Origin of the sequence: Flavobacterium sp. 9, from assembly GCF_002754195.1 — a bacterium.
Taxonomy (GTDB): Bacteria; Bacteroidota; Bacteroidia; order Flavobacteriales; family Flavobacteriaceae; genus Flavobacterium.
This window is the reverse complement of the sequence record NZ_PEEU01000001.1, coordinates 6,050,897-6,073,109: the sequence shown is the minus strand read 5'-3', so window position 1 is coordinate 6,073,109 and position 22,213 is coordinate 6,050,897. Positions and strand designations below refer to the sequence as shown.

Annotated in this window: 22 protein-coding genes; 9 read left to right on the top strand and 13 right to left on the bottom strand. The window is 32.5% G+C overall.

From position 1 onward, the window contains the following. Positions 1–95: 95 nt before the first annotated feature. The 11 genes from CLU81_RS25380 to CLU81_RS25330 form a co-directional block, all read right to left on the bottom strand. A complete protein-coding gene (locus tag CLU81_RS25380; protein WP_099712379.1) occupies positions 96–1,211 on the bottom strand; it encodes a FecR family protein in 1,116 nt (371 codons plus the stop codon). Positions 1,212–1,300: 89 nt separating this feature from the next. Further along, positions 1,301–1,912, bottom strand: coding sequence for an RNA polymerase sigma factor (locus CLU81_RS25375; RefSeq protein WP_099712378.1), 612 nt, complete (start codon positions 1,910–1,912; stop codon positions 1,301–1,303). 384 nt (positions 1,913–2,296) lie between these two features. After that, positions 2,297–2,725 (bottom strand): hypothetical protein, encoded by a 429-nt coding sequence (locus CLU81_RS25370; RefSeq protein ID WP_099712377.1) that lies wholly within the window; start codon positions 2,723–2,725, stop codon positions 2,297–2,299. A 141-nt stretch (positions 2,726–2,866) separates the two neighbouring features. Continuing rightward, positions 2,867–3,739 carry a succinate--CoA ligase subunit alpha gene (gene sucD / locus CLU81_RS25365; RefSeq protein ID WP_089351425.1) on the bottom strand — a complete coding sequence of 291 codons (873 nt, stop codon included), beginning with the start codon at positions 3,737–3,739 and terminating at the stop codon, positions 2,867–2,869. Positions 3,740–3,823: 84 nt separating this feature from the next. Continuing rightward, entirely contained in the window at positions 3,824–4,186 is a 363-nt protein-coding gene (locus CLU81_RS25360) for a nuclear transport factor 2 family protein (RefSeq protein ID WP_099712376.1), read from the bottom strand. A 1-nt stretch (position 4,187) separates the two neighbouring features. Beyond that, on the bottom strand, positions 4,188–5,117 hold the full coding sequence (locus CLU81_RS25355) for a UDP-3-O-(3-hydroxymyristoyl)glucosamine N-acyltransferase (RefSeq protein WP_099712375.1): 930 nt from the start codon (positions 5,115–5,117) through the stop codon (positions 4,188–4,190). A 136-nt stretch (positions 5,118–5,253) separates the two neighbouring features. After that, positions 5,254–5,820 carry an elongation factor P gene (gene efp / locus CLU81_RS25350; protein ID WP_099712374.1) on the bottom strand — a complete coding sequence of 189 codons (567 nt, stop codon included), beginning with the start codon at positions 5,818–5,820 and terminating at the stop codon, positions 5,254–5,256. Positions 5,821–5,912: 92 nt separating this feature from the next. Then, positions 5,913–6,698 (bottom strand): acyl-ACP--UDP-N-acetylglucosamine O-acyltransferase, encoded by a 786-nt coding sequence (gene lpxA / locus CLU81_RS25345; protein WP_029270176.1) that lies wholly within the window; start codon positions 6,696–6,698, stop codon positions 5,913–5,915. Positions 6,699–6,773: 75 nt separating this feature from the next. Continuing rightward, positions 6,774–8,162, bottom strand: coding sequence for a bifunctional UDP-3-O-[3-hydroxymyristoyl] N-acetylglucosamine deacetylase/3-hydroxyacyl-ACP dehydratase (locus CLU81_RS25340; RefSeq protein WP_099712873.1), 1,389 nt, complete (start codon positions 8,160–8,162; stop codon positions 6,774–6,776). Next, complete coding sequence (gene lpxD / locus CLU81_RS25335; RefSeq protein ID WP_099712373.1) at positions 8,155–9,198, bottom strand: UDP-3-O-(3-hydroxymyristoyl)glucosamine N-acyltransferase; 1,044 nt, start codon at positions 9,196–9,198, stop codon at positions 8,155–8,157. Before lpxD ends, CLU81_RS25340 begins: the two co-directional genes overlap by 8 nt. 39 nt (positions 9,199–9,237) lie before the next feature. Then, a complete protein-coding gene (locus CLU81_RS25330; protein WP_099712372.1) occupies positions 9,238–10,467 on the bottom strand; it encodes an HD domain-containing protein in 1,230 nt (409 codons plus the stop codon). 221 nt (positions 10,468–10,688) lie between these two features. On the opposite strand from CLU81_RS25330, the gene CLU81_RS25325 reads away from it, so the two are divergent. The 7 genes from CLU81_RS25325 to CLU81_RS25295 all read left to right on the top strand — a co-directional run bounded on the left by CLU81_RS25325 (position 10,689) and on the right by CLU81_RS25295 (position 16,386). Beyond that, positions 10,689–12,242 carry a bifunctional response regulator/alkaline phosphatase family protein gene (locus CLU81_RS25325; protein WP_099712371.1) on the top strand — a complete coding sequence of 518 codons (1,554 nt, stop codon included), beginning with the start codon at positions 10,689–10,691 and terminating at the stop codon, positions 12,240–12,242. Positions 12,243–12,349: 107 nt separating this feature from the next. After that, positions 12,350–13,012, top strand: coding sequence for a M48 family metallopeptidase (locus CLU81_RS25320; protein ID WP_099712370.1), 663 nt, complete (start codon positions 12,350–12,352; stop codon positions 13,010–13,012). A gap of 20 nt (positions 13,013–13,032) precedes the next feature. Next, entirely contained in the window at positions 13,033–13,440 is a 408-nt protein-coding gene (gene tsaE, locus CLU81_RS25315; protein WP_099712369.1) for a tRNA (adenosine(37)-N6)-threonylcarbamoyltransferase complex ATPase subunit type 1 TsaE, read from the top strand. Positions 13,441–13,449: 9 nt separating this feature from the next. After that, a complete protein-coding gene (locus CLU81_RS25310; RefSeq protein ID WP_099712368.1) occupies positions 13,450–14,220 on the top strand; it encodes a DUF4262 domain-containing protein in 771 nt (256 codons plus the stop codon). Then, positions 14,207–14,680, top strand: a complete 474-nt coding sequence (locus CLU81_RS25305) for a GNAT family N-acetyltransferase (RefSeq protein WP_099712367.1) — start codon at positions 14,207–14,209, stop codon at positions 14,678–14,680. Before CLU81_RS25310 ends, CLU81_RS25305 begins: the two co-directional genes overlap by 14 nt. An 83-nt stretch (positions 14,681–14,763) precedes the next feature. After that, complete coding sequence (locus tag CLU81_RS25300) at positions 14,764–15,963, top strand: alanine dehydrogenase (RefSeq protein ID WP_099712366.1); 1,200 nt, start codon at positions 14,764–14,766, stop codon at positions 15,961–15,963. A gap of 36 nt (positions 15,964–15,999) precedes the next feature. Next, positions 16,000–16,386: a DUF4258 domain-containing protein gene (locus tag CLU81_RS25295; RefSeq protein ID WP_099712365.1), complete on the top strand. Its 387-nt coding sequence runs from the start codon at positions 16,000–16,002 to the stop codon at positions 16,384–16,386. Positions 16,387–16,524: 138 nt separating this feature from the next. Here CLU81_RS25295 and CLU81_RS25290 read toward each other — a convergent pair whose 3' ends face one another. Continuing rightward, the gene (locus CLU81_RS25290; protein WP_099712364.1) at positions 16,525–17,193 is read right to left on the bottom strand and encodes a uracil-DNA glycosylase; all 669 of its coding nucleotides are present in this window, start codon (positions 17,191–17,193) and stop codon (positions 16,525–16,527) included. A gap of 109 nt (positions 17,194–17,302) precedes the next feature. Between CLU81_RS25290 and CLU81_RS25285 the strand changes: the two genes are divergently transcribed. Both CLU81_RS25285 and CLU81_RS25280 read left to right on the top strand, forming a co-directional pair. After that, positions 17,303–19,468, top strand: a complete 2,166-nt coding sequence (locus tag CLU81_RS25285; protein WP_099712363.1) for a DNA mismatch repair protein MutS — start codon at positions 17,303–17,305, stop codon at positions 19,466–19,468. Positions 19,469–19,797: 329 nt separating this feature from the next. Beyond that, the gene (locus CLU81_RS25280) at positions 19,798–20,211 is read left to right on the top strand and encodes a thiol-disulfide oxidoreductase DCC family protein (RefSeq protein ID WP_099712362.1); all 414 of its coding nucleotides are present in this window, start codon (positions 19,798–19,800) and stop codon (positions 20,209–20,211) included. A 265-nt stretch (positions 20,212–20,476) separates the two neighbouring features. On the opposite strand, the gene ettA is transcribed toward CLU81_RS25280, so the two are convergent. Then, a complete protein-coding gene (gene ettA / locus CLU81_RS25275; RefSeq protein WP_099712361.1) occupies positions 20,477–22,168 on the bottom strand; it encodes an energy-dependent translational throttle protein EttA in 1,692 nt (563 codons plus the stop codon). Positions 22,169–22,213: the final 45 nt, after the last annotated feature.

Sequence of the window (22,213 nt, the reverse complement as noted above, 5' to 3'; positions counted from 1 at the left end):
AATTACATTCTTGTTTTAAAAAGAAAGTATTTACTTCAAAATTTTGTTTTTCAGAGCCTGATTTTCTCTTGTTTAATTACAGTTAAACAATCAAATTAATTACAGCCTTCTGATATGATAGTAATTTGATTTCCGTTCATTTCAAAACTGGTATTATTGCCAATGCTTTTACAGACAATTTTCAATTTTTCTGTCAATGGCTGATCACTCAGTGAAGTTGTAAGGTGACAATCTTTAAGCTTGTCTTTAGGATAATCAATATCGACTAAATAAGCTTGCTCGATAGTTTCAAAAATCTGAGAAACCGGAATATCGCTAAATTCAAAGCTTAATTGTTCGATGTTTCCAACACTTTGAGCCAGTTCAACATCTTCAGTAATATTGGTAATTTTATTAAACTTTAGATCATTACGTACAAATCGCAATGCTTGATTGGGAAGTAAAACGATCTCTTCATGATCTGATTTCGAGACCAATTCATTTGACCTAACCTTAACTTTACCGGTGCGAACAAGAACTTCAACATCAGGCTGATCAGAATAAGCTTTGACCCTAAAACTAGTTCCAACTACCTTTGTGACAATCTCGTTTGCATAAACGTAAAAAGGTTTTTTAGGATTTTTACTAATTTCAAAGAAACCTTCGCCGGATAAATACACCTTTCTTTCGTTTCCGGTAAAGATTTTAGGATAACTTAATTTACTATTTGGCTGTAATAAAACCGAACTACCATCTGATAATGTGATGATTTGCGGTTTATCAGAATTGTTTGTTTGCTCAACTAATCCTTCACTATTTTCATCAATAAGTTCTTTGTAAGTGACAACTTTATTTTCTGTCTGGAAGTTATTTTTGTAAAACCAGGTAGAGATTAATCCAAAAACTAAAGTTGCTGCGACTCCGGCAAGAAAACATTTTCTAACGAATCTGCTATTTGAGTTTTCAGATAAATTGCTTTGATTTTCTTTTCGCTCGATCTTCGACCACGTTGTTTCTAACGCTCTGCGAATATCTGAGGTTGATAATTTTGAATCCGGAACTTTCATTGCCAACAATAAATGCCTTGCGTCTTCGACTAATTTGGCACGTTGACGACTTTCCAGAGTCCACTCTTCCCAACCATCATTGTCAATTTTTAATAAAATCCATGATTGGAAGGATTCGTCAGATAAAAAATCCTCTATTTCGGTATATGTATTACGTTTTTGCATCTAAAAATAAGGTTACAAAAACATAGAGGACACTTCTTTGATTATATACTCACCAAATTGTGATTATTTTTATATTTTTTTGAAAAAATTTAAAAACTACTTGAAGATAGTAGCAGAAATAATGAAAAACTACCTTTCCATTCTTTGCGAAGTGCCATTAAACCACGATACAACAAATTACTAGCCGATTGATAATTAACATCAAGCATTTCGGCAATTTGTTCTACAGTAAGTCCCTGATGGTATCTTAAATACAAAGCTTCCTTTTGACGAGGCGGTAAATCATTTAATAATTTATTCAGATAGGTAACTTTTTCTTTAGTTGCATAATCATCATCTATAAGTTCGTGCTCCACAGAAAATTCCAACAAAAATGCAATAGAATCAGTATTTGTAGCTTTTCTAAAAATATGATCACGTTCATGAAGCCGTGCAATTCTCTTGCGCACACTTGATAACAAATATGCTTTTACAACCACAGACGGCTGTAATGAATTGCGATACACCCAAATATCAGTAAAAACATCCTGAATACAATCCTGCACTTTTTCGTGAAATGGAGAAAGTGAATTTCCATAACTCACTAAATCTGCGTAATATCTTTCAAACAACATTGAGAAGGATTTTTCATCTCCTTCCTTTAGGTTAGTCCAAAGGGTAATGTCATCAAAGGTGCTAAATTCAAGGATTGAGGTTTTCATAGTGCTTGTGGCTGATATTCTAAAAGTAAATCTTCTACTTAATACAAAGAATATGTTTTTTTAACATTATCTTTTCATTTTGTGCGATAAATATATAAAAGCAAAAGTTTAAAACAAATTTTTTTACACAAAAGAAGCAGTTTCCTAATATTAGAAAACTGCTTCTTTATTACGGTTTAGTTAATCTAATCCCTGTTATTTAAATCTTAATTTTATTTTGTTAAATATACCAATTGTGAGATTTTACTACAATAATTTCGCAATCCTATTTTCTGATTTTAAGTATTGAAATTTAGTTTATCATTCAGAAATAAACCTATAAAACAAAAAAACCTTGCTAAAAAAATAGCAAGGTTCTATGAATTTTATTCTAAAAACAGTTTTTTAGAAAGCTACATTCCATCTTGGTAATTTTGCATTTTCATCTAAGAAATTTTGCAAAACTTGTCCTTCAACAGTAGTAGGAATTCCTTTTACATCAGCATTAAAAGTTTCGTACCAAACTACTTCAAGAGCATCGATATTTTCTAACTTCATTTGTGCTGGCCAAGAATATTTTCTTCCTGTTTTAGCAAATTGGTGTCCGTTTACGATTTTATCGTATAAACCACCGTTTTTACTTTTTAAAGTTCCATCATTTTGAACTGTTCCTGTAGAACCAACCATGATTAATTCTTTTGCATCTCCTTCAACAGCATAAACCACAAAAACTCCTGCACCAGATTCCGGAGCATTACAAGTTTGTTCTAAACTATCTTCAATGGTAAAAGTAAAGCTATTGCTTACTTTAAACTTTTCTAATTCTTTGTACATATTTCTCTTTTTAAGCTTCTAAGAAACTGAGGTTCTAAGTTGCTAAGTTTTTAATTTATATTCCAGCATTTTAAAAATGGAAAAAAGTCTCAACAAAATATTGAGACTTTTTTCTGGAATTTTTATTTCGAATATTGGAGATTATCCAAGTACTTCTTTTACTTTTTTACCAATTTCAGCTGGTGAATCAACAACGTGAATTCCGTTGTCTCTCATAATTTGTTTTTTAGCAGCAGCAGTATCATCAGAACCACCAACAATAGCACCTGCGTGACCCATTGTTCTACCAGCAGGAGCAGTTTCTCCAGCGATAAAACCAACAACTGGTTTACGGTTACCATCAGCTCTTACCCATCTTGCAGCATCAGCTTCAAGTTGACCACCAATTTCACCAATCATAATGATGATTTCAGTTTCTGGATCGTTCATTAATAATTCAACAGCTTCTTTAGTTGTAGTTCCAATAATTGGATCTCCACCAATACCAATAGCTGTAGTGATTCCTAAACCTTGTTTTACAACTTGGTCAGCAGCTTCGTAAGTTAAAGTTCCTGATTTAGAAACGATTCCAACTGTACCTTTTTTGAAAACGAAACCTGGCATAATACCAACTTTAGCTTCACCCGGAGTAATAACTCCCGGACAGTTTGGTCCAATTAATCTAGAATTTCTTTCTTTAACATAATTATTTGCTTTAATCATATCTGCTACAGGAATTCCTTCTGTAATAGCAATAATTACTTTAATTCCAGCGTCAGCAGCTTCCATAATTGCATCAGCAGCAAAAGCTGGCGGTACAAAAATAATAGATGTATCAGCTCCAGCTTGGTCAACAGCGTCTTTTACTGTGTTAAAAACCGGACGATCTAAATGGCTAGTTCCTCCTTTTCCAGGAGTAACACCACCAACAACATTAGTACCGTACTCAATCATTTGAGAAGCGTGGAAAGTTCCTTCGCTTCCTGTAAATCCTTGAACAATTATTTTGGAATCTTTATTAACTAAAACACTCATGATATATATTTTATGTAGTTTTTAAAATTGTGATGCAAAAGTAAGGTTTTGTAACGTATTTTAACCTTTTTGTCTTCAAAAAAATTAAGAAAATTGACTCATTTGATAACCACGATATAATTTATCGTCTTTTATTTGCCAAATTGTAGCAAAATGGGCCAATAACATCTCTTCTCTTGGGTTTTCAATCGTTTTTACAAAATGAGAATAACGAATTGAAACCAAGTCTTCTTCGGCAATAATATGGCTAATTCTGACTTTAGAACGCACATAAGCACGACTTAGCTCATTCGCCATATCTAACATCGAATTATAATCCATCTCGATCAATCCTTTCGTGCTGTTCCAATCTAACTTTACATCGGGATGTAAATACGTTTTCATGATTTCGCTATCGATTAAGGCATCTGACTTGTAAAATTTTTGAACAAATTCTTTAATAGACATATTATTTCAATTTATTTAAAATTTCAGGAATTTTCTTGATGTTCGCTAATTGTTTTAGCTTTTCTCTTGATTCTTCGATAGGAGTTCCAAAATAAGATTTCCCACCTTCAACTGACTTAGTAACACCTGTTTGCCCCATAATAACAGCCTTCGCTCCTATTGTGATTCCGCTAGTTGTTCCTACTTGTCCCCAGATCGTAACTTCGTCTTCAATAACAACGCAACCTGCAATACCGGTTTGCGAAGCTATCAAACATTTTTTTCCAATCACGGTATCATGTCCAACATGTACCTGATTATCCAATTTTGTTCCTGCTCCAATTGTCGTATCACCAGTTACACCTTTGTCAATCGTACAAAGCGCACCAATACCAACATTATCTTCAATTACAACTCTTCCGCCAGAAATTAACTGATCAAAACCATCCGGACGTTTTTTATAATAAAACGCATCGGCACCTAAAATAGTTCCGGCATGAATCATTACATTATCTCCAATTACGGTATGATCGTAAATGGTAACATTAGGATGTATCAAACAGTTTTTACCAATTGTAACGTTGTTTCCAACAAAACAATTGGGTTGTATCACAGTTCCTTCTCCAATATTTGCAGAAAGCGCGATTGATACATTTGTAGCTTGAAAAGGTCTAAAATGTTTCGTAAGAGTATTAAAATCTCTGAAAGGATCATCAGAAATCAAAAGTGCTTTACCTTCCGGACAATCTACTCTTTTGTTGATCAAAACAATAGTTGCAGCTGATTGTAAAGCTTTATCGTAGTATTTAGGATGGTCTACAAAAACTATATCTCCAGGTTCAACAACATGAATCTCGTTCATGCCTGAAACCGGAAAGTTTTCATCACCAATAAATTCGCATTGAAGCAAATTTGCAATTTCTTGTAAAGAATGAATCTTTGGAAATTTCATATATTTAAATTAGAAAATTTGTCAATTAGAGAATGTGTCAATTAGAAAATGAGTCAATTAGAAAATAAAAATTATTCAATTTCTGCGTATGCATTAATTTTCTAATTGACTCATTGACAAATTATCTAATTAAAAATTACTCTTTTACACGCTCCATGTAAGAACCTGAAGCTGTATCAATTTTAATTTTATCACCTTCGTTGATGAACAACGGAACGTTTACTGATGCTCCAGTTTCTACTGTTGCATTTTTTGTAGCATTTGTAGCTGTATTTCCTTTTACTCCTGGCTCAGCATAAGTAACTTCAAGAATTACAGAAGATGGCATATCTACAGATAAAGGTAAATCAGTTTCAGTATTTACCTGAACCATTACACTTGTTCCTTCTTTTAATAATCCCGGAGCATCCAAAATGTTTTTATTCAAAGAAATTTGCTCAAAAGATTCTGTATTCATAAAATGAAATTCATCTCCTTCAGCATACAAAAACTGATAATTATGTGTTTCTACACGAATAACGTCGATTTTATGACCTGCAGAAAACGTATTATCTAATACTCTTCCTGTAGTTAAACTTCTTAATTTTGTTCTTACGAAAGCTGGACCTTTTCCAGGTTTTACGTGAAGAAATTCAACGATTTTATAAATATCATGATTGAATTTAATACACAATCCGTTTCTAATATCTGATGTAGATGCCATTTTGTTCTTTTTTGTTTAATATTTTGTTGAATCGTTAAATCGTTTATCTGTTTCCGATTTAACGACAAACAAATAAACGATTAAACTTTTATCTAATAGTTTCCTGAATAACCTTTCATAATTCCTCGTGATGAATTTCTGATAAAATCAAGAATTTCATCTCTCTCAGGAGTTGCTTCCATTTCAGCTTCAATAATACTTAAAGCTTGTGTTGTATTATAGTTCTTTTGGTATAAAATTCTATAGATTTCTTGTATCTCTCTGATTTTCTCAGTACTAAATCCTCTTCTTCTTAAACCAACTGAATTGATTCCTACGTATGATAATGGCTCTTTTGCAGCTTTTGTATAAGGAGGAACATCTTTTCTAACAAGAGATCCACCAGAAATCATAGCATGATCACCAATGTGAATAAATTGATGAATTGCTGCCAAACCACCAATTACGGCATGATTACCAACAACTACGTGACCTGCAAGAGCTACTCCGTTTACGATAATGGCATTGTTACCAATCTCGCAATCGTGCGCAATGTGTGCATACGCCATAACTAAACAATTGTTACCAAGAATAGTTTGTCCAGACGCAACTGTACCTCTGTTTATAGTAACACATTCTCTAATCGTACAATTGTCTCCAATAATGGCAAGAGAATCTTCTCCTCCGAATTTTAAATCTTGTGGCACCGCAGAAATTACAGCTCCTGGAAAAATATTACAATTTTTACCAATACGAGCACCTTCCATGATGGTCACATTTGAACCAATCCAAGTACCATCACCAATAACAACATTATTGTGAATTGTTGTAAAAGGCTCTATTACAACGTTTTTAGCGATTTTGGCGCCGGGATGAACATATGCTAATGGTTGATTCATCTGTATGTTTTATATTTTAAATTTAAAATAATCTAATTTGGGCAACAAACGTAAACAATAAAATCGATTAAATGATTATTGTTTTCTAGCAATTTGAGCCATTAATTCTGCCTCAGTTACTAATTTTCCGTTTGCGTAAGCATTTGCCTGCATATGACAGATTCCTCTTCTGATAGGAGAAATCAATTCACACTTGAAAATCAAGGTGTCACCAGGTAATACTTTGTGTTTGAATTTAACATTATCAATTTTCATGAAATATGTCAAATAATTTTCAGGATCCGGAACTGTGCTTAAAACCAAAATTCCACCTGTTTGTGCCATTGCTTCCACAATTAAAACCCCTGGCATAACCGGAGCTTCAGGAAAATGTCCAACGAAGAAATTCTCATTCATTGTTACATTTTTCATTCCAACCACATGGCTATCTGACATTTCAATAATTCTGTCAATTAACAAAAATGGAGGTCTGTGTGGCAATACAGCCATAATTTTATGAATATCCATTAACGGCTCAAGATTTAAATCGTAAACCGGTACGTGATTTCTTTGCTCTATTTTGATAATTTTTGCTAATTTTTTGGCAAACTGTGTATTTACATAGTGTCCAGGTTTGTTAGCAATAATTTTTCCTTGAATTCTAACTCCAATCAAAGATAAATCTCCAACAACATCTAATAATTTATGTCTTGCAGCTTCGTTTGGATAATGTAAAGTAAGGTTGTCTAAAACTCCGTTTGGCTTAACAGAAATCTTATCTTTCCCGAAAGCTTTCTTTAAGTTTTCCATTGTAGCATCAGATATTTCTTTATCTACATATACAATAGCATTGTTTAAATCTCCACCTTTAATTAATCCGTTTTCAAGAAGAGATTCTAATTCATGTAAGAAACTAAAAGTTCTTGAATTAGCGATTTCATCTTTAAAATCGGCTATACTTTTCATAGTTGCGTTTTGAGTACCTAAAACTTTAGTACCAAAATCAACCATTGCAGTTACTTGATAATCATCACTTGGCATAACCAAAATCTCACTTCCCGTAGTTTCATCAGTAAACGAAATAACTTCTTTTACCACATAAACATTACGTTTAGCATCTTGTTCTTCGATTCCGGCATTTTCAATAGCTTCAACAAAATATTTTGAAGAACCATCCATTATTGGAAGCTCAGAAGCGTTTAATTCAATGATAACATTATCCAAATCACATCCAACTAAAGCAGCTAAAACGTGTTCTGGTGTTTGAATTTTTACACCTAATTTTTCTAAATTAGTACCTCTTTGCGTGTTAACAACATAGTTAGCATCAGCCTCAATGACTGGTTGACCTTGCAAATCTACTCTTACAAAAGTGAAACCATTATTAATTGGAGCTGGTTTAAAAGTCATTGTAACTTCTTTTCCAGTGTGTAATCCAACGCCTGTTAGTGAAATTTCATTTTTGATGGTCTTCTGTTTAACCATTATTTCCATTTTTTGGGTTTATTATTTGTTTTTTTAATTCTTCAATTTCGGTTACGATTTTAGGTAAGTTCTTAAAATGAACGTACGATTTGTTAAAATCAGTATATCCAAGTGACGGCGTCCCCTGCAAAATCTCACCATCCTTGATGTTTCTTGCAACTCCTGACTGAGCTTGCAATCTCACATTATTACCTATTGTTAAGTGACCTGCGATACCAACTTGCCCACCAATCATACAGTTTTCTCCAATTTTAGTAGAACCGGCAACACCAGATTGCGCCGCAATCACCGTGTTTTTACCAATTTCTACATTATGAGCAACCTGAATCTGATTGTCTAATTTAACTCCTTGTCTAATAATTGTAGAACCTAGAGTTGCTCTGTCTATTGTCGTATTTGCTCCAATATCAACATTATCTTCAATGATAACATTACCAATTTGAGGTACTTTACTATATACTCCTTCTTCATTAGGCACAAAACCAAAACCATCAGCACCTATAATAGTTCCTGAATGAATCGTGCAATTGTTTCCTATTATAGTTTCAGAATAAATTTTAGCGCCTGCAAAAATATATACATTATTGCCAATAACAACATTATCACCAATAAAACTATTTGGATAAATTTTTACGTTATCGCCTAAAACCACGTTTTGCCCTATATAACTGAAGCTCCCTAAGTATAGATTCTCTCCGTGTTTAGTTCCTTCGGTCATGAAAGATTGTGGTTCGATACCGTTTTTATTCAATTTTACTTGATTATAAAAGTGTAAAAGCTTCGAAAAGGAAGCATAAGCATCCTCTACTTTTATTAAAGTTGTCGTAACTTCTTGTTCAGGTATAAAGCTATCATTAACAATTGTCACTGAAGCTTTGGTAGTATATATGTAGTTGATATATTTAGGATTAGCCAAAAAAGTAAGTGAACCTTCCTCGCCTTCTTCGATCTTAGATAGCCGAGAAACTTCTGCATTGGGATTCCCAACAACTTCTCCTTCTAAAATTCCTGCTATTTGTTCTGCTGTAAATTTCATTGCGACAAAAATATAAAAAATAGATTTTAAATGTTAATTTTAGATAAGTTGTTTTGGGAAACAGATGTAATATTTTGTCACCAATTTAGATAACGATTTCAAATTCAGCTGATCAGACGCTTCTACAACATCCTCAATTGTTTTATCTTTTTTCAAAATTCGTATTGGTTCAGCTTCTTTACTATAAGCCTGATTTTTTATTTTACCTCTAAAAATGAAATATCCGGCATCAACAGCCGAAATATGATGTGCTTCTGCAAATTCTTCTTTTAAAGATTGGGATTCTTCCATCGGAATTTTTTCTGCACTCAATTTAATTTTAAGTAAATCTCTATTAATAAGCATTTTACTTAAAGTAGAAAGTATAAAATCACTATTTTTCTGCCACGCTTTTAGAGCGCTAATAATATCAAAATCATCTAATTGAGAAAACAAATCAAGCTTTTCGGCATTAAAATCCTCCAACGCAACTTTGTTCTGCATAAAATACAAAAGAGGCTCGCTGCAAGGCAAAGCAACTCCTTTTAAAGTCAATTCTTTAGCTCTTTTTAATACTTTCATCAAAATTAATTCGGCCACCAAACTTGTTTTATGCAAGTAAGCCTGCCAATACATTAATCTACGCGAAAGCAGAAATTTTTCGACTGAATAAATTCCCTTTTCCTCAATAACCAAAGTGCCATCAACCACATTCATCATCTGAATCAAACGTTCAGAATTAACATTTCCTTCTGCAACTCCTGTATAAAAACTATCACGTTTCAAATAGTCCATTCGATCCATATCTAACTGACTTGAAATCAATTGCAACATGAATTTTCTGTGATAATCACCTTTAAAAACTTGAATAGCCAAACTCAATCTTCCGTCAAATTCTTCATTAAGCTGATTCATAAATAATAACGAAATAGCTTCATGATTCACATCTTCAACAATACTCTTTTCCATTGCGTGAGAAAACGGCCCGTGACCAATATCGTGCAGTAAAATAGCAATATATAAAGCATTTTCCTCTTCGGGAGAAATCGCAACTCCTTTAAAACGAAGAGTCTCGACAGATTTCTGCATTAAATGCATACATCCCAACGCATGATGAAAACGGGTATGATTTGCCCCGGGATAAACCAAATACGATAATCCCATTTGCGAAATGCGGCGTAAACGCTGAAAGTACGGATGTTGGATTAAGTCGTAAATAAGTTCGTTCGGGATGGAAATAAACCCATAAATGGGATCATTGAATATTTTTAACTTATTGATATGAGTCACTATTTGGTTATTTTTAGATCAACAAATATAAGTAAATAACTATAATTCACTTCCTGTTTTTTACTTAAAAATCAACAATAATTAACACTGATTCTCAATATAATAACAAAATAAAAAAAAGATATTCTATAAAAATCATAAATCATTATTCTGAAATTTATACTATTTTTAATACTTTTTAAGTTCTATACTTCTAAATTGCATTAAAAATAAAATCGTTTATGGACAAGATAAAAATACTTTGGGTCGATGATGAGATCGATCTTTTGAAACCACATATATTATTTCTGGAGAAAAAAAACTACGCTGTAACTACTTGTAATAACGGCCTTGACGCTATTTCTTTATTTGAAGAAGACAATTTTGATATTGTTTTTTTAGATGAAAATATGCCAGGAATGAGTGGTTTGGAAACGCTTTCGGAAATGAAAGAAAAGAAATCGGCAATCCCGATGATTATGATCACCAAAAGTGAAGAGGAATATATAATGGAAGAAGCGATTGGTTCTAAAATCGCAGATTACCTTATAAAACCTGTAAATCCGAATCAAATTTTGTTGAGTTTGAAGAAAAATCTGGATCATTCGAGATTGATTTCAGAGAAAACCACTTTAGATTATCAGAAAGAATTTCGCAAAATCTCAATGGAATTGGCGATGGTAAATTCCTTTGAAGATTGGGTTGAATTATACAAAAAATTGATTTTCTGGGAACTTGAACTAGAAAATATAAACGATCAGGGAATGATAGAGATTCTTGAATCTCAAAAGGTTGAAGCTAATTCACAATTCGGAAAATATATCGAAAGAAACTACGAAGATTGGTTTGCTCCAAAAGCAGATAAACCAATTCAATCTCACAACTTATTCAAAGAATTAGTAGTTCCGGAAATCAAGAAAAAAGATAAACCAATCTTGTTTGTTGTTATTGATAATTTGCGTTATGATCAATGGAAATCTTTTGAAACAGTGGTTTCTAACTATTACAAATTAGAAAAAGAAGTTCCGTATTTCTCAATTCTTCCAACGGCAACACAATATGCCAGAAATGCGATATTCTCTGGATTATTGCCTATTGAAATGGAAAAACAATTCCCTCAATATTGGAAAAATGATGTCGAAGATGGTGGAAAAAACCTTTACGAAGCTGAATTTCTTTCGGCACAATTAAAGCGTTTAGGATTAAATATTAAGGAAGATTACTTTAAAATTACCAATTACGCTGGCGGAAAAAAACTGGCTGAAAATTTCAAAGCCTTAAAAGGAAATGATTTAGTTACGGTTGTTTACAATTTTGTCGACATGTTATCGCACGCCAAAACTGAAATGGAAGTCGTAAAAGAACTTGCTTCTGATGATAAAGCTTATCGCTCTCTGACTTTGAGCTGGTTTAAGAATTCTCCACTTTTAGAGATTATTCAGCAAGCACAACTTTTAGGTTTTAAATTAATTTTGACAACAGATCACGGGACAATTAATGTAAAAAATCCTTCGAAAGTTGTTGGAGATAAAAATACAAGCTTAAATTTGCGTTACAAAACTGGTCGTAGTTTAACATATGAGCAAAAAGATGTTTATGTCGTAAAAGAGCCAAAAGATATTGGTTTACCGGCTATAAACATGAGTAGTTCGTTTATTTTTGCTAAGAATGATTTCTTTTTAGCTTATGTAAACAATTACAATCATTATGTGAGTTATTACAGAAATACGTATCAACACGGAGGAATTTCGTTAGAAGAAATGATTATTCCGTTTTTGGTTTTTAATCCGAAATAAAAAAGTTTTCAGTCGCAGTTTTCAGTTTTCAGCTGATACTTAGAACTGCGACTGAGACTTATATAATAAGCATAGAATTTAATCCAAAATAGAAAGACAACTTTTATATGACGAAACCATTAAATTTTTTATTCTTTTTAGTTTTCTTAGCAAATATTAATTATAGTTGCGCTCAAGATTGTCCCCAAGGAATCAATTTGATTCCCATGTATGGCGAAGTCAAAAAATGTCCTCAGCAAATACAAAGTGATAATCAATTTATTGAAGAATCTGAAAAACAATTTAAAAATAAAAAAGAGGCTTCTGAATATTATGTCAGTAAAGGATGGGAATATTTCTATAAAGATGATCTTGACACATCAATGAAAAGATTCAATCAAGCTTGGCTTTTGGATAATCAAAATCCTAATGCTTTTTGGGGATTTGGAATTATTCTAGGAAAGAAAAAAGAATATGAAAAATCTGCCGTTTATTTGGAAAAATCCATTGCATTAAATCCAAATAACGGAAAAGTATTTTATTGCGCAGCTACAAGTTATGGTCAAATATTCATGGAGAAAAATGATAAAAAATATTTAAACCTGGCTATTCAAAATTTAAATAAAGCTGTTAAAATTGAACCAAAGAATGGAAGTTATTATGCGCAATTAGCAAATTCTTACGCCTATTATTCTCAAAAAGACAGCTTAAATAAATACATCAAAAAAACAGACGAAATTGATCCTAATTTAATCAATCCGGAAGTTAGGAAACTTGCAAAAAAGAAATAAAACCAAATTAAATACTTACAATGAATATCGTTTTTTCATTAGATCAAATTCAAGAAGTAGCAGAACAAATTTTAGCCTCAAATCCTAAAAAGATTATTCTTTTTAATGGAGAAATGGGTGTTGGAAAAACTACTCTTATCAAGCAATTGTGCAGAAGTTTAGGAGTTGAAAGTGCAACAAACAGCCCAACTTTTTCACTTGTAAATGAATATTCTACTTCAAACAATCAAATCGTTTATCACTTTGATTTTTACCGATTAAACAAAGAAACCGAAGCACTCGATATGGGTGTTGATGATTATTTATATTCGGGAAATTGGTGTTTTATCGAATGGTCTGAAAAAATTGCAAATCTACTTCCTGAAGAAACTTCTACAATCAATATTGAATTATTGGCTGACGGAAAAAGAAGTTTAGAATTAATTTAATCAAATTTAGTGACCACAGAAAATCAACATAATTGCATTGATCCCGATGACTTAATTACGAATGCCAAACTTAATATTGAAAAGTATGGCCTTCATGTCATAATTATAAAATCAACTGATTACTTACCATCTTTCGCGTATAGCGTTGGCTTATGGCAAAAATATAAACATCCAGAAATAATTTGCTTTGGATTATCTACATCTTTATTACACGAAATAATAAATGATGTTGCAGAAATAATAAAAGCAAATGAAATATTAGTTGAAAATAAAGCCTATCTAAATATTTTTGAAGATAGTAGAGCAGAGTTTCTAAAAGTAGATCCAAGAAATATCAACGACTATTTTGGTACAGCTATAAAACTTTACGATACTGATAATTTTCCGGCACTTCAATTAGTTTGGACAGACCGAAATGACAAATTTCCTTGGGAAGAAAATTTTGAAGAAGAATTTCTTCATGAACAGCCTTTATTGGATAGAAATGCTCAATTTAAATTTAGAGAACCAAAAAACCTTACCACTTTTACAACAAAGCATTGGCTTAACGAAGGAAAACCAATTTTACGTGTCGTTCATGATGGAGATGGTGATTGGCAGTTTCTAACAAATGACGAAATAACAACAGAAAATTCGATAATTGTTGCATTAGAACAATTAGTTCTAAGTGATGAAACTTTAAATGAAATTTTTGACCTCGAATATGGAGAAGAAGCTGAAAGAGATTTCATTGGAGATAAATGGGTTAGAAATAAATTTGAATACAATGACGATGAATAATATAGTAGAAATAATCCCTTTTTCTCAAGATTTAAAAGATCACATCAAAACCTTAAATATAGAATGGCTTCAAAAGTATTTTAGAGTAGAAGAAAAAGATGAAATAGTGCTTTCAAATCCGCAAGAAGAAATTATTGATAAAGGCGGACTTATTTTCTACGCTAAATATAATGACGAAATTATTGGAACGGTTTCTTTAATGAAAATTGACGATACAACATTTGAATTGAGTAAAATGGCAGTTTCTGACAAAGCGCAAGGTCTTGGAATTGGGAATAAACTATTAATTCATTGTCTGGCTGTCGCCGAAGAAAACGGTATTAAAAAAGTACTTTTATATTCAAATCGAAAATTACTTCCCGCAATTCATCTCTATAGAAAATTTGGCTTTGAAGAGATTCCTTTAGAAGATGGGATTTACGAAAGAGCCGACATTAAAATGGAAAAACTAATACCTTAATTATTAAAACAGTATTAGCACAATTTTTACATTGATTTTAAAACTTTTTACGTAATTTGTACTCTTAATATTTTGCACAACCCATGTCAATTACCTTAACTCCATTTACGAAACAACAATTGTTGCCACAAGAAGAAAAACTTGAAATTGGCCGATTCAAAAGTGAACTTTTTATAGGAATTCCTAAAGAAACAAGTTACCAGGAACGTCGTATTTGCCTGACTCCAGATGCGGTAAACTCTTTGACTTACGAAGGTCATCGTGTTATGATTGAATCTGGTGCCGGAGAAAGCTCTAGCTATTCTGATAAAGAATATGCAGATGCTGGTGCAGAAGTAACAAAAGACACTAAAAAAGTTTTTGGCTGTCCGTTATTACTTAAAGTTGAACCTCCAACATTGGCTGAAATTAAAATGATTAATCCGGAAACGATTATCATTTCAGCAATTCAGTTAAAAACTAAAAAGAAAGAATATTTCGAAGCTTTAGCTCAGAAAAAAATTACTGCGCTTGCTTTTGAATATATTAAGGATGAAGACGGTTCTTATCCAGCAGTAAAATCATTAAGCGAAATCGCAGGAACCGCTTCTATACTTATTGCTGCGGAATTAATGATTACGGACGAATTTGGAAAAGGGCTTTTATTTGGTAATATTACCGGTGTCCCTCCTACTGAAGTTGTAATTCTTGGTGCAGGAACTGTAGGTGAATTTGCTGCTAAAACCGCAATTGGACTTGGTGCAAACGTGAAAGTTTTTGATAATTCAATCACCAAATTACGTCGTTTACAAAACAATTTAAACCAAAGAATATTTACTTCGACCATTCAGCAAAAAGCATTATTAAAGGCTTTAAGACGTTGTGATGTCGCTATTGGTGCGATGCGCGGAAAAGAACGTTGTCCGATTGTAGTGACAGAAACTATGGTTGAACACATGAAAAAAGGTGCTGTAATTGTTGATGTTAGCATTGATACAGGAGGTTGTTTCGAAAGTTCAGAAGTTACAACTCACGAAAAACCAACCTTTATAAAAAGTAATGTTTTACACTATTGTGTACCAAATATTCCGTCAAGATATTCCAAAACTGCCTCACTTTCAATCAGTAACATCTTAACTCCATACTTACTTCAGATAGCTGAAGATGGTGGTTTAGAGAGCGCAATCAGATGTAATAAAGGTCTAAAAAACGGAATTTATTTATACCACGGAATCCTTACCAACAAAGCAATTGGCGAATGGTTTGATTTGCCAGATAACGATATTAATTTACTTGTATTTTAAGGGAACTTTAGCGTACCTTTGCAAAAATTTTATTTCATGAAGTTCGTACATCGTTTTGCATATTATTTGATTGGTTTGATTATGGGATGCTTTTTTGTAGCCCTTGTTTTTAGTGGAAAAGATACTCGTTGCAATTACTTTCCGAACGCCAGAGTTTTGAATAATTTAAGAACAAAACCTTTTCAATATTCTCCAAAGGCAATCCAGACTTTAAACGAAAAATGGGTTGATACTTTAGATATCAAAAACACATTAACTTACGGAGACGTTGATTTTGATCAAAGTAATGTTCCTTTCAAAAAAGGAAAACTATACATTATAGAAGGAAAAACAGTTAAAAACCAAGAGATTATCCTTAAAGTAATTAACTACGAAAACAAAGCAATTCTAGACGAGATTGTTAAGAAACCTGTAGAAAAGTAATCTACTAAGACTTTATTAATCGAGTTTTTTGTCATTTCGACCAAAGGGAGAAATCACACTAGAAACTCGACAAAGATTGGCGATTAGTTTTCACAATAAATCTTATATTTGACTTACATCACTTATATGGTTTAAATATTACCATTCAATCTCCTTAATTCCTTTTGATTTTAGAAACTCATTTGTTTTACTGAAATGTTTATTCCCAAACCATTTTCCCTGATTAGCACTCATTGGTGAAGGATGACCAGATTCTAAAACACAATGTTTTGAACGATCTATTTTCAGGCCTTTTTTCTGAGCAAAACTTCCCCATAACAAGAAAACAACATTTTCTTTTTGATCAGATATTGCCTGGATTACAGCATCTGTAAAAAGATTCCACTTTAAGTGTTTATGACTATTTGGACTGTCTTTACGAACTGTTAATGAAGCATTTAAAAGTAAAACACCTTGTTGAGCCCATTTTTCTAAATTGCCTGAAGTTGGCATAAAAATGGAATCAAGATCATCATTTAATTCTCTAAAAATATTACGCAATGAAGGCGGAATTTTAACTGAATCATTTACCGAAAAACTTAAACCATTGGCTTCACCTTCTCCATGATAAGGATCCTGGCCAATAATAACAACTTTTAGATCTGAAAAAGAACAGTTGTTAAAAGCCGAGAAAATTAATTCTGCCGGAGGATAACAAGTATGAGTTTTGTATTCGACATCTAAAGCCAACATCAATTCGTTGAAATAAGGCTTTTGGATTTCGTCTTTTAAAATTGCCTGCCACTCAGAAGAAAGATTAATTTTCATTTTACTAAATTTTATACAAATTACGCAAAGTTTTTTCCAAAGTACCAATTAATAGTGCTATTTAGTTTTAAAACTTTGTAACTTTGAACTTTACAACTTACGATATATAATGATATCCATTACCGAAAAAACATTACAAGATTTACAATTTCCAACAGTGCTCGAAACCATTTCAGCAGGCTGTAATACTGATATTGGAAAAGAAAAAGCTTTACAAATAACACCTTTTAGAGACAAAGAAACTTTGATGCAAGCTTTAATGCAGACATCAGAGTATGTTTCGTCTTTTCAAAATAATAACGCAATTCCAAATCACGGTTTTGACGCTATAACACACGAAATTAAGTTTTTAGCAATTGAAGATAGCTTTCTTGAAGTAGGAAGTTTTAGAAAAATTGCAACACTTTCTTCTACATCGAATTTCTTGCTGAATTTCCTTAAAAAGTTCGATGATTATTACCCAAACTTGAATGCAAGAGCTTCAAGAGTTGAATATACCAAAGACATTGTAACTTTAATCGATGCCATTGTAGATAAATATGGCGAAATAAAAGACAATGCTTCACCAGCTTTATTGAGCATTCGCCAAAACATGAATATTGTTCGCGGCAAAGTAAATCAAAGTTTTGGAGTTGCACTTACTCACAATAATAGCCTTGGTTACTTAGACGATATTAAAGAAAGTTTTGTTCAAAATCGTAGAGTTTTAGCAGTTCTTGCAATGTATCGACGAAAAGTAAAAGGCTCAATTCTAGGAAGTTCCAAAACCGGAAGCATTGCTTATATCGAACCAGAAGCAACTTTGCAATATTCACGTGAATTAGCAAATCTTGAATACGAAGAAAAAGAAGAGATTACCAGAATCTTAAAGCAATTATCAAATCAAATTCGTCCATACTTACCTTTATTGATTGAGTATCAGGAATTTTTAAGTGATATTGATGTTGTTGCCGGAAAAGCAAAATACGCAAATAGAATAAACGGAATCTTACCAATAATCACAGAAGAAAGAAGATTGTTTTTTAGAGAAGCTTATCATCCGATTTTATATTTGAATAATAAGCAAAAAAACGAAGTCACGCATCCACAAACTATTGAATTAAAACAAGATAACCGAATCATTGTAATTTCTGGTCCAAATGCCGGAGGAAAAACAATTTCGCTTAAAACAGTTGGTTTATTACAATTGATGTTACAATCAGGAATGTTGATTCCTGTTCACGAACGAAGTGAAACTTTTTTATTCGATAGAATTCTAACAGATATTGGAGATAACCAATCTATTGAGAATCACTTAAGTACTTATAGTTACCGACTAAAAAACATGAATTATTTCTTGAAGAAATGTAACAAGAAAACCATGTTTTTAATTGATGAATTTGGTACAGGTTCTGATCCGGAATTAGGTGGCGCTTTGGCGGAAATTTTCTTAGAAGAATTTTATCATCGTGAAGCTTTCGGAATTATTACAACACATTATTCAAATTTAAAGATTCTCGCTAACGAATTACCTTTTGCAACAAATGCAAATATGATGTTTGACGAAAAATCATTGGAACCAATGTATAAGTTAGCATTAGGTCAAGCTGGAAGTTCGTTTACTTTTGAAGTTGCATTGAAAAACGGAATTCCGTTTGGATTAATTAATCGTGCCAAAAAGAAGATCGAAGTTGGTAAAGTTCGTTTTGACAAAACGATTGCAACACTTCAGAAAGAAAGATCGAAACTCGAAAAAACTTCTATAAATCTTAAAGAAGAAGAAACCCGAGCGCGCGAAGAAAGTAAGAAGATGGAAAACATCAATGTAAAAATCAAACAGAAATTAGAAAGCTATCAGGAATTATATGATAGTAATCAAAAGACAATTTACATTGGTCAGAAAATTGAAGATATCTCTGAGAAATATTTCAACAATAAAAACAAGAAGGAACTTATTGGCGAATTCTTGAAAATTATTGAAATCGAAAATTCAAAACGCAAAAAAGCAACTCCAAAGGAAGCCAAAGCGATAATCGAAAAGAAAAAAGAAGTCATTGCAGAAGTAACCGTTCAGGTGGAAGAAATTCGGAAAGAGAAAAAAGAAAAGAAACTTAAACCTATTGTCGAAAAACCAAAACCAGTTCTAAAAGTTGGAGATCGCGTGAGAATGCTCGACGGAAGATCTGTCGGAAGCATTGATTCTATCGAAAAAAACAAAGCAACTGTTAATTACGGAATCTTTACTTCAAAAGTAAGTTTAGATGAATTGGAATTTGTCGAAGCCGGAAAAAAGTAAGTTTTTAGTTTTTAGGAGCGGTTTTCAGTCTTAAAATACATGAAAATTAGTCCAAAATTAAAATAAAGCGATTTAGCTAATTATTTTTAAAAATACGATAACGAAGATGAATATTTTTAAAAAACAGCTTAAAAACAATTTATGAAAGCTGTTTTTAATTTGTAAAAATTATTGATTTTTGAATTCTTATAAGTTATTTTTATAGCATTAATTATCCTCATATTTGTCATTCCGAGGAACGAGGAATGGCAAACTAGATGTTACAGCTTTGTCAAAGTTCAAAACTTTGACAAAGCTTAAAACCTGAAACTTTTAAACTTTTCCTCAAAATGCAAAACCTTCCAGAAAACAAAAAAATAATTCTCTTCGACGGTGTTTGCAATTTATGCAACGGCGCTGTTCAGTTTATTATCAAAAATGATAAGAAAGATACTTTCCGTTTTGTGGCTTTGCAATCAGAATTAGGAATTGAGATTTGCAATTATATTGGCGTTGATCAAACTAAAATCGATAGTATAATTTTATACAATCCTGGTGTTGCGTATTATTACAAATCTACAGCTGCAATTAAAATCGCTGAAGAGCTTGGAGGAATTTATAGTTTGATTTCTATTTTTAAAATATTTCCGGAAAAAGTTCGAAATTATATTTACGATTATATTGCGAAGAATCGTTATAAATGGTACGGCAAAAAAGAAAGCTGTATGATTCCAACTCCTGAATTGAGGAATAAATTTATTTAAATTCCAATATTTAAAAATTCCAAATTCACAATATTGTCATTTCGAGGAACGAGAAATCTTCGCAAGTAACTCCGCAACGAAAAGTATAATCTTTGTCGAGTTTCTTGCGAAGATTTCTCGTTCCTCGAAATGACAAACTACACGAAAATATCATGGAATTCGAAATAACAAACTTAACACGAATCATAACGACAACAAAAAATCCCAAATTCAAATCTATCAATTCGAATTTGGGATTTTAAAATTTAAAAATTATCCAGAATTATTATCTGATTAATTTTCTGTATTTCAAACGTTTTGGAGTTAAATCACCACCTAAACGTTTCTTCTTGTTTTCTTCGTATTCAGAGAAACCTCCTTCGAAATAGTAAACTTCAGAATCTCCTTCGAAAGCTAGAATGTGTGTACAAATTCTATCTAAGAACCATCTATCGTGCGAAATAATTACGGCACAACCAGCAAAATTCTCTAAACCTTCTTCAAGTGCACGAAGTGTATTTACATCTAAATCATTCGTAGGCTCATCCAGCAAAAGTACGTTTCCTTCTTCTTTCAACGTCATTGCTAAGTGCAAACGGTTACGCTCACCACCTGATAACATTGAAACTTTCTTATTTTGCTCGCCTCCACCAAAGTTAAAACGAGAAAGGTAAGCTCTTGAGTTAACTTGCTTTCCTCCCATCATAATTAATTCCTGACCATCTGCAAAATTTTCCCAGATAGATTTATTCGGATCAATATTAGAGTGCGATTGATCTACGTAAGCAATTTTTACAGTTTCTCCAACTGAAAATTCTCCGCTATCCGTAGCTTGTTCTCCCATAATCATTTTGAAAATGGTAGATTTACCAGCACCGTTTGGTCCAATGATTCCAACTATTCCGGCTTGTGGCAAAGTGAAGTTTAAATTATCATATAATAATTTTTCTCCAAATGCTTTTGCAACATTTTTAGCTTCGATAACATTTGTTCCTAAACGTGGACCGTTCGGGATATAAATTTCCAGATTTTCATCCAGTTGTTTTTGATCTTCGTTTAATAATTTATCGTAATTCTGTAAACGCGCTTTTTGTTTTGTCTGACGACCTTTTGCTCCTTGACGAACCCAGTCAAGCTCGCGCTCTAAAGTTTTTCTACGTTTTGAAGCTACTTTTTCTTCTTGCGCCATACGGTTTGATTTTTGGTCTAACCAAGAAGAATAATTTCCTTTCCATGGAATACCTTCTCCTCTATCTAACTCAAGAATCCAACCAGCAACATTGTCAAGGAAATATCTATCGTGCGTTACAGCAATTACAGTTCCTGAATATTGTGCTAAGTGTTGCTCTAGCCAAAGAACTGACTCAGCATCAAGGTGGTTGGTAGGCTCATCAAGTAATAATACATCAGGCTGTTGCAACAACAAACGACATAAAGCTACACGACGACGCTCTCCACCTGAAAGGTTTTTAATAGGTGTATCACCTTCTGGAGTACGTAACGCATCCATTGCGATTTCAAGTTTTGTATCGATTTCCCAAGCACCAAGAGCATCGATTTTATCTTGCAATGCTGCCTGACGATCCATCAATTTATCCATTTTATCTGGATCTGAATAGTTTTCTTCAAGACCAAATAAATCATTGATTTGATTGTATTCTTCTAAAACTGCCATCGTTTCTGCAGCTCCTTCACGAACAATTTCGATAACTGTTTTAGAATCATCAAGAATTGGCTCTTGCTCTAAATAACCAACTGTGTAACCTGGTTGAAAAACAACATCTCCTTGATAATTTTTATCTACTCCGGCAATAATCTTTAAAAGAGAAGATTTTCCAGAACCATTTAGTCCAAGAATACCAATTTTAGCTCCGTAAAAGAAACTTAAATAAATGTTTTTAAGCACTGGTTTGTCTGCTCCCTGATAGGTTTTGCTCAATTTTTGCATTGAGAAAATTACTTTCTTATCGTCTGACATTCTATTTATTTTTTATTTTAATTAATTATTTTTTATTGACTTTGA